At 55.1% G+C, this 13,161-nt stretch carries 15 protein-coding genes; 6 read left to right on the forward strand and 9 right to left on the reverse strand.

Going from position 1 to position 13,161, the window contains the following annotated elements; translation table 11 throughout:
• Nucleotides 1-5: 5 nt before the first annotated feature.
• Entirely contained in the window at nt 6-1,121 is a 1,116-nt protein-coding gene (gene hemH, locus AUQ43_RS15405) for a ferrochelatase (protein ID WP_062957359.1), read from the forward strand.
• A gap of 158 nt (nt 1,122-1,279) precedes the next feature.
• Nucleotides 1,280-1,708 carry a protoporphyrinogen oxidase HemJ gene (gene hemJ / locus AUQ43_RS15410; RefSeq protein WP_062957076.1) on the forward strand — a complete coding sequence of 143 codons (429 nt, stop codon included), beginning with the start codon at nt 1,280-1,282 and terminating at the stop codon, nt 1,706-1,708.
• 141 nt (nt 1,709-1,849) lie between these two features.
• On the opposite strand, the gene secB is transcribed toward hemJ, so the two are convergent.
• Together secB and AUQ43_RS15420 are read right to left on the reverse strand one after the other, a co-directional pair.
• Nucleotides 1,850-2,347: a protein-export chaperone SecB gene (secB, locus tag AUQ43_RS15415; RefSeq protein ID WP_062957077.1), complete on the reverse strand. Its 498-nt coding sequence runs from the start codon at nt 2,345-2,347 to the stop codon at nt 1,850-1,852.
• 288 nt (nt 2,348-2,635) lie between these two features.
• The gene (locus tag AUQ43_RS15420; protein WP_062957078.1) at nt 2,636-3,274 is read right to left on the reverse strand and encodes an FxsA family protein; all 639 of its coding nucleotides are present in this window, start codon (nt 3,272-3,274) and stop codon (nt 2,636-2,638) included.
• A gap of 371 nt (nt 3,275-3,645) precedes the next feature.
• On the opposite strand from AUQ43_RS15420, the gene AUQ43_RS15425 reads away from it, so the two are divergent.
• From AUQ43_RS15425 to AUQ43_RS15435, 3 genes are all read left to right on the forward strand, one after another.
• A complete protein-coding gene (locus AUQ43_RS15425; protein ID WP_062957079.1) occupies nt 3,646-4,341 on the forward strand; it encodes a Tim44/TimA family putative adaptor protein in 696 nt (231 codons plus the stop codon).
• Nucleotides 4,342-4,525: 184 nt separating this feature from the next.
• Complete coding sequence (locus tag AUQ43_RS15430) at nt 4,526-5,806, forward strand: murein transglycosylase A (protein ID WP_062957080.1); 1,281 nt, start codon at nt 4,526-4,528, stop codon at nt 5,804-5,806.
• Entirely contained in the window at nt 5,803-6,168 is a 366-nt protein-coding gene (locus tag AUQ43_RS15435; protein WP_062957081.1) for a Dabb family protein, read from the forward strand. The genes AUQ43_RS15430 and AUQ43_RS15435 overlap by 4 nt, the downstream gene beginning before the upstream one ends.
• Nucleotides 6,169-6,199: 31 nt before the next feature.
• On the opposite strand, the gene AUQ43_RS20350 is transcribed toward AUQ43_RS15435, so the two are convergent.
• The 7 genes from AUQ43_RS20350 to AUQ43_RS15465 all read right to left on the reverse strand — a co-directional run bounded on the left by AUQ43_RS20350 (nt 6,200) and on the right by AUQ43_RS15465 (nt 11,912).
• Nucleotides 6,200-6,373, reverse strand: coding sequence for a hypothetical protein (locus AUQ43_RS20350; RefSeq protein WP_157088469.1), 174 nt, complete (start codon nt 6,371-6,373; stop codon nt 6,200-6,202).
• A gap of 39 nt (nt 6,374-6,412) precedes the next feature.
• Nucleotides 6,413-7,669: a 23S rRNA (adenine(2503)-C(2))-methyltransferase RlmN gene (rlmN, locus tag AUQ43_RS15440; protein WP_062957082.1), complete on the reverse strand. Its 1,257-nt coding sequence runs from the start codon at nt 7,667-7,669 to the stop codon at nt 6,413-6,415.
• A gap of 232 nt (nt 7,670-7,901) precedes the next feature.
• The gene (locus AUQ43_RS15445) at nt 7,902-8,465 is read right to left on the reverse strand and encodes an invasion associated locus B family protein (protein ID WP_062957083.1); all 564 of its coding nucleotides are present in this window, start codon (nt 8,463-8,465) and stop codon (nt 7,902-7,904) included.
• Nucleotides 8,466-8,694: 229 nt separating this feature from the next.
• On the reverse strand, nt 8,695-9,207 hold the full coding sequence (locus AUQ43_RS15450; RefSeq protein WP_062957084.1) for a hypothetical protein: 513 nt from the start codon (nt 9,205-9,207) through the stop codon (nt 8,695-8,697).
• A gap of 12 nt (nt 9,208-9,219) precedes the next feature.
• On the reverse strand, nt 9,220-9,933 hold the full coding sequence (locus AUQ43_RS15455; RefSeq protein WP_062957085.1) for a polymer-forming cytoskeletal protein: 714 nt from the start codon (nt 9,931-9,933) through the stop codon (nt 9,220-9,222).
• An 82-nt stretch (nt 9,934-10,015) separates the two neighbouring features.
• Entirely contained in the window at nt 10,016-10,693 is a 678-nt protein-coding gene (locus AUQ43_RS15460; RefSeq protein ID WP_062957086.1) for an EI24 domain-containing protein, read from the reverse strand.
• Between the two features lie 505 nt (nt 10,694-11,198).
• Nucleotides 11,199-11,912 carry an outer membrane lipoprotein carrier protein LolA gene (locus tag AUQ43_RS15465; protein ID WP_062957087.1) on the reverse strand — a complete coding sequence of 238 codons (714 nt, stop codon included), beginning with the start codon at nt 11,910-11,912 and terminating at the stop codon, nt 11,199-11,201.
• A 230-nt stretch (nt 11,913-12,142) separates the two neighbouring features.
• On the opposite strand from AUQ43_RS15465, the gene gshB reads away from it, so the two are divergent.
• A complete protein-coding gene (gshB, locus tag AUQ43_RS15470) occupies nt 12,143-13,087 on the forward strand; it encodes a glutathione synthase (protein WP_062957088.1) in 945 nt (314 codons plus the stop codon).
• Nucleotides 13,088-13,161: the final 74 nt, after the last annotated feature.

A 13,161-nucleotide genomic window follows, 5' to 3' on the forward strand; every position in this document is an offset into this window, starting at 1 on the left:
GCCAAATGTCCGAAACGACGCGCAAGAAACGCGCCATTGTTCTTTTCAATCTGGGTGGTCCGGACAGTCCGGCAGCCGTTGAGCCGTTTCTGTTCAACCTGTTTAACGATCCGGCGATCATCAGCCTGCCCAATCCGTTCCGGTTCTTGCTGGCCAAGCTGATTTCGCGTCGCCGTGCGCCGATTGCGCGCGAGATTTATGATCATATCGGTGGCAAATCGCCGCTTCTGGAACTGACCCAGGAGCAGGCCGATGCCTTGCAAACGGCGCTCAATGGCGAAGATGACGGTTATGAAAACCGTTGTTTTATCGCCATGCGCTATTGGAAGCCGTTTGCCGATGATACCGCAGCCGCGGTCAAGGCATGGGGGGCAGATGAACAGATTTTGCTGCCGCTTTATCCGCAATTTTCGACTACCACCAGCGGATCTTCGGTCAAGGACTGGAAACGGGCCTGTGCCAAGGTTGGCCTGACATCCCCGATCAAGACCGCATGCTGCTATCCGACCAATCCGGGCTTTATTGAGGCCTCGGCCGAGATGATCAAGGCGGGCTATGAACGCGCATGTGCCAAGACCCAAGAGCTTGGCATCGAGAAGCCGCGCATCCTGTTTTCGGCCCATGGTGTGCCAAAAGCGGTGATTACCAAGCGCGGTGATCCCTATCAGTCGCAGATCGAAAAAACATCGGCCGCCGTGGTCGAGAAAATGGCGATCGAGGGGCTGGACTGGAATGTCTGCTATCAAAGCCGGGTGGGCCCGATGGAATGGATCGGCCCATCGACCGAGGACGAGATCGAGCGTGCTGGTGCGCAAAACAAGGCAATTGTCGTTGTGCCGATTGCCTTTGTGACCGAGCATTCGGAAACCCTGGTCGAACTCGACATCGAATATGGCGAACTGGCGCATGAAAAACATGTGCCGGTCTATGAGCGTGTCCGCACGGTTTGTTCCCATCCGAAATTCATCAACGGACTTGTTTCGGTTGTAAAACAAACCCAGGACGAGCTTGATGACAAGGGCCCCGATGACTACACGGTCGAAACGCGTGGCTGGTGGTGCCCGGATGAACATTCCTGTGCCGTGGCCAAGCAACCCGCCCTCAAACCCGCCGGGGTCTAGATCCCGGCCAGGGGTCTGGATCACAGTGATAACGCCAATCGGGCCGGTTCTGTTTTTGAATCGGCCTGATTGCTGTTAAGGTCTGGAAAATTTCAAAAATCTGCCGCTAACGCGGAAAACCAGCCCGATTGTGATCGCCACATCCAGAGAAGAGAGACATGGATACCTACAGCATTATCAAATCCCTGCATGTCATCAGCATGATCGCCTGGATGGCGGGTCTTCTGTATTTGCCCAGGCTTTATGTCTATCACTGTGAAGTGGAACCGGGATCAGAAGCCAGCGAGAAGTTCAAGGTGATGGAACGCCGATTGCTGCGTGCGATCATGAACCCGGCAATGATCGCGACGTGGATTTTTGGCGGCTATCTGATCCATGCGGCCGGTGTCATGACCGAAGGCTGGTTCCACGTTAAACTGCTTTGTGTGGTTCTGTTGACCGCATCACATATGATGATGGCGCGTTATCGCCGCGCGTTCGAGGCGGATGCCAACACGAAATCGCAGAAATTCTATCGTATTTTCAATGAAGTACCGACGATCCTGATGATTATTGTCGTCTTCATGGTGATCGCACGGCCCTTCTGATCGCACGCCCTTCTGATCGTGAGTGCCTGGCGGGCCACCCGCAAAAAAACGTTTCGATTTTAAAATAAAAAGGCCGCCAAACTGGCGGCCTTTCTTTTATACCGTTTTGGTATCGAACCAAAAACTGGGATGTGGGGTCAATCAGGCGTTTCCAGCCGGCTGACCTTCCATCTTTTTGGCGAATTTCTTGCGGAAAAGATCAGCAAAATCAATCTGCTGCATCATCAGCGGCGGGAAGCCACCGTCTGCGGTCAGGTCTGAGACGATCTTGCGGACATACGGGAACAGCAGGCGCGGGACTTCGATCATCAGCACCGGCAGGCGGTGTTCGTCAGACACATTGAGCGTCACGACACAACCATACTGAAGTTCGGCAATGAAGGCCACCTTGTCGCCAACGTCGGCTTTGACATTGATCTTGATGGTGACTTCGTGAAGTTTCTGGTCCTGAGTGGTGCGGGCCTCGACATCAACATCGATATTGATTTTCGGCTGCTGCTGCAGGGCAACGCTTTCCGGTGCGTTCGGGTTTTCGAACGACAGATCCTTGATGTACTGGGTATGGATCGTGATCGGGTTTGCCGGCTGCTGCTGTTGGTCTGCAGCGCCTTCTGCACCGGTGGTATTCTCGTCGGCCATTAAAGTCTAGCTCCCTTACAGGTCATTTGGTCTTGATCAGAAAAAAGCTTTCAGCTTCGTCATCAGACCTTGCTGAAATGCTTGTTACTGACGCCGCCTCATCGCGGCAGATGAATTGGACTTGTTGGCCTAGCACGTCTGACAAAGACGGGCAAGCCAATCAGAGGGCGCGCAAAGCCCTTATTTCTGCGGGTTTGCCTGATGTAATCAGCGACAAGAGCGCCGAAAACAAAGAAGGTTGACCGAACATCTCGGCCAACCTTCTGATTTTGTGATTTTCCTGTGAATTCAGCGCGTCTCGTTATGTGTTTCGTCCTTGGGCGGCAAATTGCGCGGCGTTTCCGACGTGTCATCAGATCCGGTGTCGTTGGAAGGATCACGGGAGGGATCATGCGGGCTGACATCTTCGAAATCGCCATCAATGATTGGTCCCGATCCGCGTGACCGCGATCCTGCCGCACCGCCTGGCCCTGCACCGCCGGATGGGCCACGGCCCGGACCATGTGGGCCACCGGGTCCACGCGGTCCGCCATCAAAGCCGCCACCCCCGAAATTGGTGCGGATATTGCCCGACTGGACCAGCTTCATGATCACTTTGGCCCCGATCAGCTGGCGCAGCGGCGGGACAAGCAACAGGAAGCCGAAGGTATCGGTGACAAAGCCCGGGGTCAGCAACAGGACACCAGCCACCAGAATGCAGATACCGTCAAACATTGCCCCGATGGGCATTTCGCCCTGATCCATCTGGCTTTGTGCCTTGGCCAGGGTTTGCAAACCCTGGGCGCGCATCAGCGATGTCCCGATGATGGCCGTCAGAACAACCACGCCAATGGTCGGCCACAGCCCGATCAGTTCGCCGGCCTGAATAAAGACCGCGATCTCGATGATCGGCATGGCGACGAATATCGCGAGAAAGTAAAAGCCCATTTTTTCTCCGTTTACTGGCGATGTCCTGGCACAGCCGAACGTAAATATGACACCATCACATCTTATTTACGCTCCAAGCTGACGTCTTGGGGAAACTATTGCAGAAAACAACTTGGATTTCAGTGATTTCTCATTAATCTGCAGACTTGTCGTCTATGGTGATGGTCGGGACGCTAAAACGACAACGCGACAAAAATGCGGCAGATTGCCAGGCATGCCCAGATGTCTGCTGCGGCAAAGGGTGAAGATGATCACATCTGTGGTCGCGATCACCGGTTGCCCTTGCATTTGGTTAAGTTCATACCATCTCTCGACAACGGTTGTGATATAAGTGCAACCTGTTTGAAACCACTAGGATCAAGAGACCGGTCTTGCAGTATTTCGATATATTCTTATTCGCTCTGATTGCTGTTTTTCTTGTGCTGCGTCTGCGCGGCGTATTGGGCCGGCGCACCGGCAATGAAAAACAGGGGCCGACCGACATCTTTGGCCGTCAGTCCCATGACAATGAGGGCCAGAAAGACGCGGCACCCCAGACCGATAATGTTTATCGTCTGCCGGATTCCGGTAACGATCAGGACGACGCAAATGTTCCGTCGGGTACTTTTGCGACCCTGCAGGAGATTCAAAAACACGATCCGAATTTCACCCAGCAGGATTTCCTGAATGGCGCGCGCATGGCGTTCGAAATGATCGTCGAATACTTCGCCAAGGGCGACAAGGACGGCTTGAATCCGTTGCTTTCGGCCGAGGTTTACAAGAATTTCGCCGCCGCCATCGATGCCCGTGCCGAAAAGGGCGAGCACGAGGAAACCACCCTGGTGGGTATCAAGAGCGCGTCCATTCATGATGCCAGCCTTGAAGGCCGCACCGCCTATGTCACGGTGAAATTCGTGTCCGAGGAAGTCTCGGTCATCCGCAATGCCGAAGGCGACGTGGTTGATGGCGACCCCAATCAGGTGGTCGAGGCCGAAGACCTTTGGACATTCGCGCGCAATATCGAAAGCCGCGATCCGAACTGGCAGCTTGTGGCGACCGAAACCCCGGAAGAAGAAACCGCCGATTAACGCGGGTTTCGCAAAGACCGAACATATCAAAGGCGATCCGATAAACCGGGTCGCCTTTTTTCATGTCCGCATGGTAACGCGCGCGCAATTATCGGCTTGTTAAGCATGTCAGGGGCAAAATCGGGTTTTCGTAAAGCCGTTGCAAAAACGGTGTCGTTTGCCTTGCTTATTGACGAGTTTCATCTTGAAAAGACGACTGGTTTTATCGCGCAGCCTGTCCCTGATTTCCGTACTGGTGGGTGCGGGGGCGGCATTGATCTGGATGTTCTGGCCCCAAATCACCGGACAGATCGAACCACCGGCCGAGGTTGAAGACAAACTGACCCTGCGCCCGGCGAGCTTTGCCGACCTGGATGGCTGGCAGCGCGATGATATGCGCCCGTCCATCCGCGCCTTTGCCCGGTCGTGCAAGGCGATGCTCAGGCGTGATGATGACCGTGGGGTTGGCCCAGACCCGCGCATGGGAACCATCGGCCAGTGGCGCGACCTGTGTCAGACCGCGGTGGAGCTTGATGTTGAAAACCTTCGCAAGGAAGACGCGCGCGCCTTCTTTGAAAGCGGTTTCAGGCCCTATCTCAGCGGTAATAACGATACGGCGGAGGGCCTGTTTACGGGGTATTACGAGCCGGAATTGCAGGGCCAGCTGACCAGGGGCGGGGCCTATCAGACGCCGCTTTATCTTAAGCCTGAAGACATGGTGTCGATTGATCTGGGCGATTTTCGCGAAGATCTGAAAGGCACGAAACTGGTCGGGCGCATATCGGGCGATTCCGTGAAACCCTATTACGACCGGGCCGCGATCGAGCAAGGCGCGCTTTCCGACCGTGATCTTGAACTGGTTTGGGTCGATGATGCTGTCGATGCCTTTTTCCTGCAAATTCAGGGGTCTGGCCGGGTGGTACTGCCCGATGAAAGCGTGCTTCGGGTGGGGTATGCCGCGACCAATGGGCACCCCTATTTTGCCATTGGGCGCGAACTGATCGCGCGGGGGGTATTAACGCGCGAAACCGTTTCGCTGCAATCGATCCGCAAATGGCTGCATGACAATCCCGATGAAGCCGATACGGTGATGAATACCAACGCATCCTATGTGTTTTTCCAGCCGCTTCGCGTTGATCCGACTGACCCCGAAGCCGGTCCGCTGGGATCGCAGGGGGTACCGCTGGAACCCGGACGGTCATTGGCGGTGGACCGGCGTTTCCACGCCATGGGCGTGCCTGTGTGGCTTGAAACCCTTGATCCGATGAATGCGGACCGCACATTCCGCCGCCTGATGATTGCCCAGGATACCGGCGGGGCCATTCGCGGGCCCGTGCGCGGGGACATCTTCTTTGGTCCGGGCGAGGACGCGGCCCTTTATGCCGGGCATATGAACCGGCAGGGCCAGAAATATGTGCTGTTGCCCAACACCATCAATCCGGCAGACTGGCAGGATGCGAATGGCAAGACGGGGGACAGTTCATGATCCGTCATATCGTCCTTTTGCAGATTCCAAACCACACCGACCCGTCCGAGGTCGAGACCATGATCCGCCAACTTGAACAGGCCGCCCTTGCCGTGCCGGGAACGGTGGCCTTTTGTGGCGGGGCGAAGCTGCCGGGAAGCTGGATGGGTCAGGGATTTACCCATGCGGTGAATATCGATTTTGTCGATGAGGCAGCGCGCGATGCCTATCTTGCCGAACTTGATCGTGACCGGGTGGGCGGCAGGTTGTCGGAGATGACCGAAGGCGGCCTTGGTGGCATCCTTATCATGAACATCAATATCGATAATATCAGCACGCCGCAAAAGGGTTCGGACAAAAAGCCGGAACTGCGCTGGGAATAGAATATATCATTATAGATCATATCAAATGACCTTACATTGATGATACTGCCGGTTTTTTGCGTGAAAAATGTTTCATTAGCTTTCCGCCAAAGACATTGATTAGCAAACCCGCCATGACCAGAATCGCTGCGATGATTTTGATCGGGCCGAGATCCTCGTTCAGAACAAGTGTGGCGCAAAGAAAAACACCGGACAGCTTGGCCATCCGGTGTTGATCAATATCGGGTCGACGTTAGTGCCAGACTTACTGGGCGGCGACGATGCCTTCGTTGCCGGCATCAGATTTGCCACAACCACCTGCGTCACCGGTGCTGCCAACGCGTGATTTGCGCTGACGCTGGCTTTCGGATTTGAGCTGACCACAGGCGGCAAGAATATCGCGGCCGCGCGGCCAGCGGATCGGCGCTTCGTAGCCGTTATCAAGCAAGACTTGCGCGAACTTCTTGATATCGTTGGTCGGCGTGCATTCGTAATCCGAACCCGGCCATTTGTTGAACGGGATCAGGTTGAACTTGCAGTGAACACCTTTGACCAGCTTGGCCAGGGCACGTGCATGTTCGGGTTTGTCATTCACGCCCTTGAGCATGACATATTCCATGGTGATCGGACGCGCATTGGACATGCCCGGATAGTTCCGGCAGGCATCCATCAGTTCCTTGAGCGGGTATTTCTTGTTGATCGGCATGATTTCGTTGCGCAGATCATCATCAGGCGCATGCAGCGAAATCGCCAGACCAACACCAAGATCCTCGCCACAACGCACGATTTCCGGCACCACGCCAGAGGTCGACAGCGTAATACGGCGGCGCGAGATCGAAATACCTTCGCCGTCCATGGCAATGCGCAGGGCATCGCGGACGTTTTCATAGTTAAACAGCGGCTCGCCCATGCCCATCATGACGATGTTCGACAGACGGCGGATGCCATTGGCCGGGGTCGGCCATTCGCCGTAGCTGTCACGTGCGACCATGAACTGGCTGATGATTTCACCCGGTGTCAGGTTGCGCACCAGAAGCTGGGTGCCGGTGTGGCAGAACTTGCAGGTCAGCGTGCAGCCAACCTGCGATGAAATGCACACAGCACCGCGATCTTCGTTGCGATCGGGGATATAGACCGTCTCGGCCTCGTTGCCGTCATGGAATTTCATCAGCCATTTATGGGTGTCATCGGTGCTTTTCTGATCGGCTGTCAGAAGCGGGCGACCGACATAGAAATCCTGTGAAAGGCGATCACGCAGCTTTTTGGAAATGTTGGTCATGTCCTCGATGTCAGTGACACCGCGGTTATAGATCCAGTTCCAGAGCTGTTTGACGCGGAATTTGCTTTCACCCATGCCGGCCATGATTTCGGTCAGCTCTTCGCGGGTGATGCCCACAAGATCACGACGGCCGTCGGCAGCCTGCCCATTGGCGGCGCGCGAAACGAAGTCGGACAGCGATGGCCCATCCTGCGTCGCAGGGGCATCGGTCTGGGGTGCGTTTTCGGTCAGGACGTCGGTCATCCCGGGCTCTCTCTTTTGTGTTTTGTGGGTTTGCCGGACGGTTTTTGGACCGTCTCTTTCTGGCGTCCGCGGGACTATACCAGAAATGATGCAAAAATGCTTGGCCCCGCATATAGCGGGGCCGGGTCGAATTAGAAACGATAAATTTCACATTGCTGCTATCACAGCAGTGCAGTCACGGTTGCAAAGCGGGCTGTGACCGCCCCACCTGCCGGTTTGATCAGCGATATGATCAGTTGACCGGCTTGGTGTTGCAAGCCTTTGAAATCGCGTTATAGGCGGCGGTAAAGCCCGACAGAGAATAGGTGTCGGTGGTCTTGGTCCCGCGCGAGGAATAGCCAACCACAACCATGGTCGAGCCTGCCTTCATCGAACTGACCAGCTTGCGGTCTTCTTCGCTGTTTACGGCCCAGGCGGAATCCTCGTGGGTGAACAGCTTGAATTTCTTGGAATCGATTCGAAGATCCACATCGCTACCCGATTTGTAGGTATAGCCGGTAATGAAGCTGACTTCATTGAGCAGTTTCAGGGCCGGACGATGGGTGACCATCACATAGATTTTGCCGCGTTGGGTATAGTCGCCTTTGGCCGAGGTCGGCTGGCTGCCCATATAGCAGACTTTCTGGCCGTCTTCGGAATAGGTATAGGCTTCCCACTTGCCATAGACGTCAATCAACTGCGGGGAGTTTTGTGCCTGTGCATCACCGGTCGGCAGACCAAGGGCAAGCAGGCAGGCAATGGCGCCAAATACGGCGGCAAACGAATTTCTGACGAAACGATGGGCGTGTTTTTTCATGAGGTCGCGTATCGTGTCTGAAGTTTCGGGATCGGTCCGGTGGGACCGCGTTTGGACGTAATAAATCCAACGGATATGGCAAATTTATGAGGCTCGTTTTCCGAGATTGCCGCCAAAAGGTAAAGATTAAACCAAGGAATGCTGCCAACCGCCTATTCGGGCGGATTTTTTAGAAAGTTTTTCATCTGCCATTTTCCAGGAACCGGCAAAGCCGGCCCTGATCAGGGTCCTAGCCGCGCGCCAGATTCATTTTGACCACCTGATCAAGGCAGTCCTGCACCGAGATCGGCTGATTTCCCCGACGCATGCGGGCCAGCATGTGGCGCAGTTCACGCGGTGCGCCTTCGGTTTCGGGGGCGAAGAAGGCATCAAAGGAACATTGATCCGAGCGGTACTGCCAGACGCGTATTTCACCTTCGCCGCGGACCATTTCCGGGACACCGATTTTGGTTTCGAATTCCTGTTCGGAAAGTCCCTTGAGCGTTGCGCTGGGGATCGGTTTGAACGGAATGGCTGCACTTCTGCGTGTTCGGGAATTTTCCGGTTTCTGGCGGGTCTCAGGTCGGGTCGTGGTGACATTGCCCTTCGCATCAAGTTGCCCGTAACTGGCATTTGTCGAACCCGGCGGCACGGACGCCCCGCCACAGGCAACCAGCCCCATGGCCATCACGGCCAAAAGCAAAATCACCCCGAAAGGACGGGTGATGTCCGATCGGGGTGTGTTTTGGGTCAGTTCAACCATGCGCAGCAAAGATCAGGAATCGTCTGATTTGCGCGGGATGGTGATCGCGCCGCTGTTGCCAGAGCGACTGATGCCGGTATCGGAACCTTCGACATAGTCGAGTTCGCCCTTGATGCGCGCGCCTTCTTCGATCTGAAGCGCGCCATAGGTGATTTTGCCGTTGATTTCCGCCGAGTTGATAACAACCACACGGCCGGCAGTCAGTTCGCCTTCGAACTTGCCGCTGATTTCGGCTTCGTCCACCTGGGCGGAACCGATGAAGCTGCCGCCATCGGAAACTTCGAGGCGCGAGCATTCCTTGATCTGGGCTTCGACAACGCCTTCGACGACCAGAACGTCACAGGAACCGATTTCACCTTTGAGCGTAATGTCGCGACCAACTGTCAGCTTCTTGCCTTCGGCATTGCTGCCCTGGCTTGCCGGACGGCCCGAACTACCGCGGGTCGGGATTTCAAGCGGACGCTTCGGAATTTCCGGGCGGAAGTTGGTGGAGTGCGGTTTACTGGACATTTGCGGTTCATCCTTTGTGCGCGGCTGGGTGAAGAGCTGCGGCTCGGTTCGTTTTTCTGGTTTTGCAGGCGTGCCGGTTGCGGCGGTTTTTTCAGATGCAGTCTCAGAGGCCTTGGTCGTGGTCCCGGAAAGCCTGTCTGATGCATCCAGCCGAGATGTATCTGACGAAGTCGCACTGCTGTCGACTTTTTTATTGGCTTTTTTCTTTCCAAACATGGGATGACCAGATCCTTAAGGTTGCAGTTTCGGTGTTGGGCCTAGGTCCTGACCCTAGGTGATATGTCCTTGCGGTTACATGTCAGGCGGTTTCAGGCACATAGGTTCCAAGACGCACAGAATAATGGACCATGAACGCGGTGGCGATGATTGGCGCGACCAGATTGACCACCGGAATGGTCATCAGGAAGGTCAGGCCGACCCCGGCAATCCAGAGCTTTTTCTGGCGGCTTTTGCGAATGGCTTCAACCGTGCGCGCATCATAACGGCGTGCGGCAACCAGTTCAAAATATTCACGCGATAAAAGATAGCCATTCATCATGTAGAAGGCGATGACATAAAGCGGTCCGGCCAGAAGAAGCGGCAATAACAGAATGTTAAGGGCCAAGGCCGTCAGCGCGAATTTAAGACCGCTGATCAGCGCATCCATGATCGGCTGCGGGCGGGTATCTGGCAGGGTTGGATAATGCTTGTCTTCAACCGCATCGGCAATCTGATCAAGCAGAAGGCTTGAGATCAGAACGGTCGCCGCAGGAAACAGCAAAAGCACAAGCAGGGTCAAACCAATGCCAAGGACCCAGTCCACGGCTGTTTCAAGCCATCCGCCATCGGTAAAGAACGTGATGGAATTCAGCCCGAACCAGATCAGAACCCAAAGAGCGACAATGGTGGCCAGCGCACCGGCAACGCCAATCAGGACGACTTTGCGAAAACGCGGGTCGGAAAACTGCGCAACGGATTTCAGAAAGTCATTGAACATTGATCGGGTTGGTCCTGTCCTGTCGTGTGTCGAGTGTGTCTTGCAAGGGAATCATGCATTAGTTTAGTAGGCAATTAAAATTAACAGCCTGTGAAATCAGGGGGTGGCTTTGCAGATTTCCCAAGAATGCGACATCTATCGCAGGCATCAGGCAAAAAAAAGGCGTCCGGCCAGGGGGGAGAACCGGACGCCAGCGCTCCGATGATCTGGAGCGTGAGGAAAGGTAGGGGAGACCTTTTCCTCACACGGGGTTCCCGTCGTTTAGGGGAACCTTGTGACAGACTCACATATAGGAAGCGATCCGGCCTGCTGCCATGGGTTTAAGCCCGAAACAGGCACAAATTTTTATCGTTTAAAATGATTCCAAACCGTTGGTCATTTCATTACGAGTTCACAATAATTTCCACGCATATGCCAAGCAGTTGAATCAGAAAATATTCTTGATCCGGCAGCCGTTTACGGCCGGGAAACATCGGTCAAAAAGTGACGGGAAAAATTTCTGTGCCTAACTGCCGCGCTGTGGCCAGACGCGTTCAAATTTGAACAGTTCCGGGTCAAGCTGCATGCCTTCTTTGGTGTTAAACAGCGTTACTGTGGTTTCAATCCCGGTCGGGTCGGTGACGATCCATTGACGCAGCTGCATCGGCTTTTCGGAAAAGACCAGGGTGACGCTGCCCGCCCCCGGATCGGATTTGCGCACCAGCGTGACGCGGATGGTTTCGGCCGTGCGGCGATAATCGACAATCCGGACCTTGTCGGTCAGCGAGATGTTTTCAGCCAGAATGATGCCCGCCGGGGTTTCATCAATGTCGATATAGGTCGGCGCGTTGATTTCCTTGTCATAATAGATGAAATCATGACCGGTCGCGACCAGCAGGATCTGTGCGGGCGGGTTATATTCAAACCGCATCTTGCCGGGGCGTTCCATGAACAGTTTGCCTTCGGCCGCACCGCCATCCGATGAAATCTGCACGAAATCGGCTGTCAGCGTGGTGATCCCGGCGAGATAGTCTTCGATCTTTTTGACCATTTCGGGGCTGATCTGGTCGTTTGACTGGGCGGTTGCCGGGCTCGGCAACAGGGTCAGACTGGTCAGGGCACCAAGACCGATGGCGGTGGCAAGCGCGCCAGCGGCCAAAATGGCGCGGCTTTTCTTGCCAAAGGATTTCCAGAGGGTGGATTTCCGAAGCGTCTTGGGTTCTTGGGTCAAACGGGTCATATGCCTTGTTGCCGTAACAATTCGTTGATTGCAATCATGGCGATTGCAGAAGGTGAATGGCGAATGATAAAAATCGAGCCATCTATTACGCGAAATACATATCGCATCATTTGGCCGGGAAGGCCAGCCGGGTCAAGCCATGCCCGCAAATGACCTTATTTGGCCGGTTTGGGCCATATTTGCGGAGTAATGACCGGCTTGATCAACGGTCTAAAGGAGAACGCTTTATAATGAGCCGTATCGTCGCCATCCAGATGGACCCGATTGAAAGCATCGACATCAAGGGGGATTCCACCTTTGTCATGGGCCTTGAAGCCCAGGCGCGCGGATATGAACTTTTGCATTATCATCCCGATGACATGTTCTATGACCGGGGCCGGATCAAGGCGGAAGTCCGCCCGATGACGCTGCGGTACGAGCATGGCAACCATCATGATCTGGGGGCACCGCGCGTGATCGATCTGGCGCGCGAAACTGACGTTATCCTGATGCGTCAGGACCCGCCCTTTGACATGAACTATATCACGGCGACCCATCTGCTTGAGGCGATCCACCCGGAAACTTTCGTGGTCAACCATCCGGGCCATGTTCGCAATGCGCCGGAAAAGATCTTTGTCACCGAATTTCCCGATCTGATGCCACCGACCCTGATCACGCGGTCCGGCGCGCGGATCAAGGATTTCCGCGAAGAATACAAGGACATCATCGTCAAGCCGCTGTTTGGCAATGGCGGGGCGGGTGTGTTCCACCTGAAACCCGGTGACGAGAACCTGAACTCGCTGCTGGAACTGTTTGCCGCCCAGTCGCGCGAACCGCTGATGGTGCAGGCCTATTTGCCCGATGTGCGCAAGGGCGACAAACGCATCATTCTGGTCGATGGCGAACCGGTCGGCGCGATCAACCGTGTTCCGGCCGAGGGCGAAGCACGGTCAAACATGCATGTTGGCGGTGTGGCCGAAAAATCGATGCTGACCCCGCGTGAACGCGAGATTTGCGATCGCATTGGCCCGGAGCTCAAGAAACGCGATCTGATCTTTGTCGGGATCGACGTGATTGGCGATTACATGACCGAAATCAACGTCACCTCGCCGACAGGCTTGCAGGAAATCAACCGGTTTGACGGCTCCAAGCTTGAAGGCCTGATCTGGGATGCGATCGACAAGCGTCTGGGATAGGTCTGCGCCAAGTCACGGTTTTAAAAGTGCTTTGAGACGAAAACGGGCAGGTTATCAACACCTGCCCGTTTTGT

This window comes from Thalassospira sp. MCCC 1A01148, assembly GCF_001613795.1.
GTDB lineage: Bacteria > Pseudomonadota > Alphaproteobacteria > Rhodospirillales > Thalassospiraceae > Thalassospira.

Excerpts from the sequence above, each read along its gene's own strand:
- gshB (WP_062957088.1), top strand. The coding sequence starts at position 12,143 with ATGAGCCGTATCGTCGCCATCCAGATGGACCCGATTGAAAGCATCGAC.
- AUQ43_RS15460 (WP_062957086.1), bottom strand. The coding sequence starts at position 10,693 with ATGTTCAATGACTTTCTGAAATCCGTTGCGCAGTTTTCCGACCCGCGT.
- AUQ43_RS20350 (WP_157088469.1), bottom strand. The coding sequence starts at position 6,373 with ATGGCCAAGCTGTCCGGTGTTTTTCTTTGCGCCACACTTGTTCTGAAC.
- AUQ43_RS15450 (WP_062957084.1), bottom strand. The coding sequence starts at position 9,207 with ATGGTTGAACTGACCCAAAACACACCCCGATCGGACATCACCCGTCCT.
- AUQ43_RS15435 (WP_062957081.1), top strand. The coding sequence starts at position 5,803 with ATGATCCGTCATATCGTCCTTTTGCAGATTCCAAACCACACCGACCCG.
- AUQ43_RS15420 (WP_062957078.1), bottom strand. The coding sequence starts at position 3,274 with ATGGGCTTTTACTTTCTCGCGATATTCGTCGCCATGCCGATCATCGAG.
- hemH (WP_062957359.1), top strand. The coding sequence starts at position 6 with ATGTCCGAAACGACGCGCAAGAAACGCGCCATTGTTCTTTTCAATCTG.
- AUQ43_RS15465 (WP_062957087.1), bottom strand. The coding sequence starts at position 11,912 with ATGACCCGTTTGACCCAAGAACCCAAGACGCTTCGGAAATCCACCCTC.
- AUQ43_RS15455 (WP_062957085.1), bottom strand. The coding sequence starts at position 9,933 with ATGTTTGGAAAGAAAAAAGCCAATAAAAAAGTCGACAGCAGTGCGACT.
- secB (WP_062957077.1), bottom strand. The coding sequence starts at position 2,347 with ATGGCCGACGAGAATACCACCGGTGCAGAAGGCGCTGCAGACCAACAG.
- AUQ43_RS15445 (WP_062957083.1), bottom strand. The coding sequence starts at position 8,465 with ATGAAAAAACACGCCCATCGTTTCGTCAGAAATTCGTTTGCCGCCGTA.
- rlmN (WP_062957082.1), bottom strand. The coding sequence starts at position 7,669 with ATGACCGACGTCCTGACCGAAAACGCACCCCAGACCGATGCCCCTGCG.
- hemJ (WP_062957076.1), top strand. The coding sequence starts at position 1,280 with ATGGATACCTACAGCATTATCAAATCCCTGCATGTCATCAGCATGATC.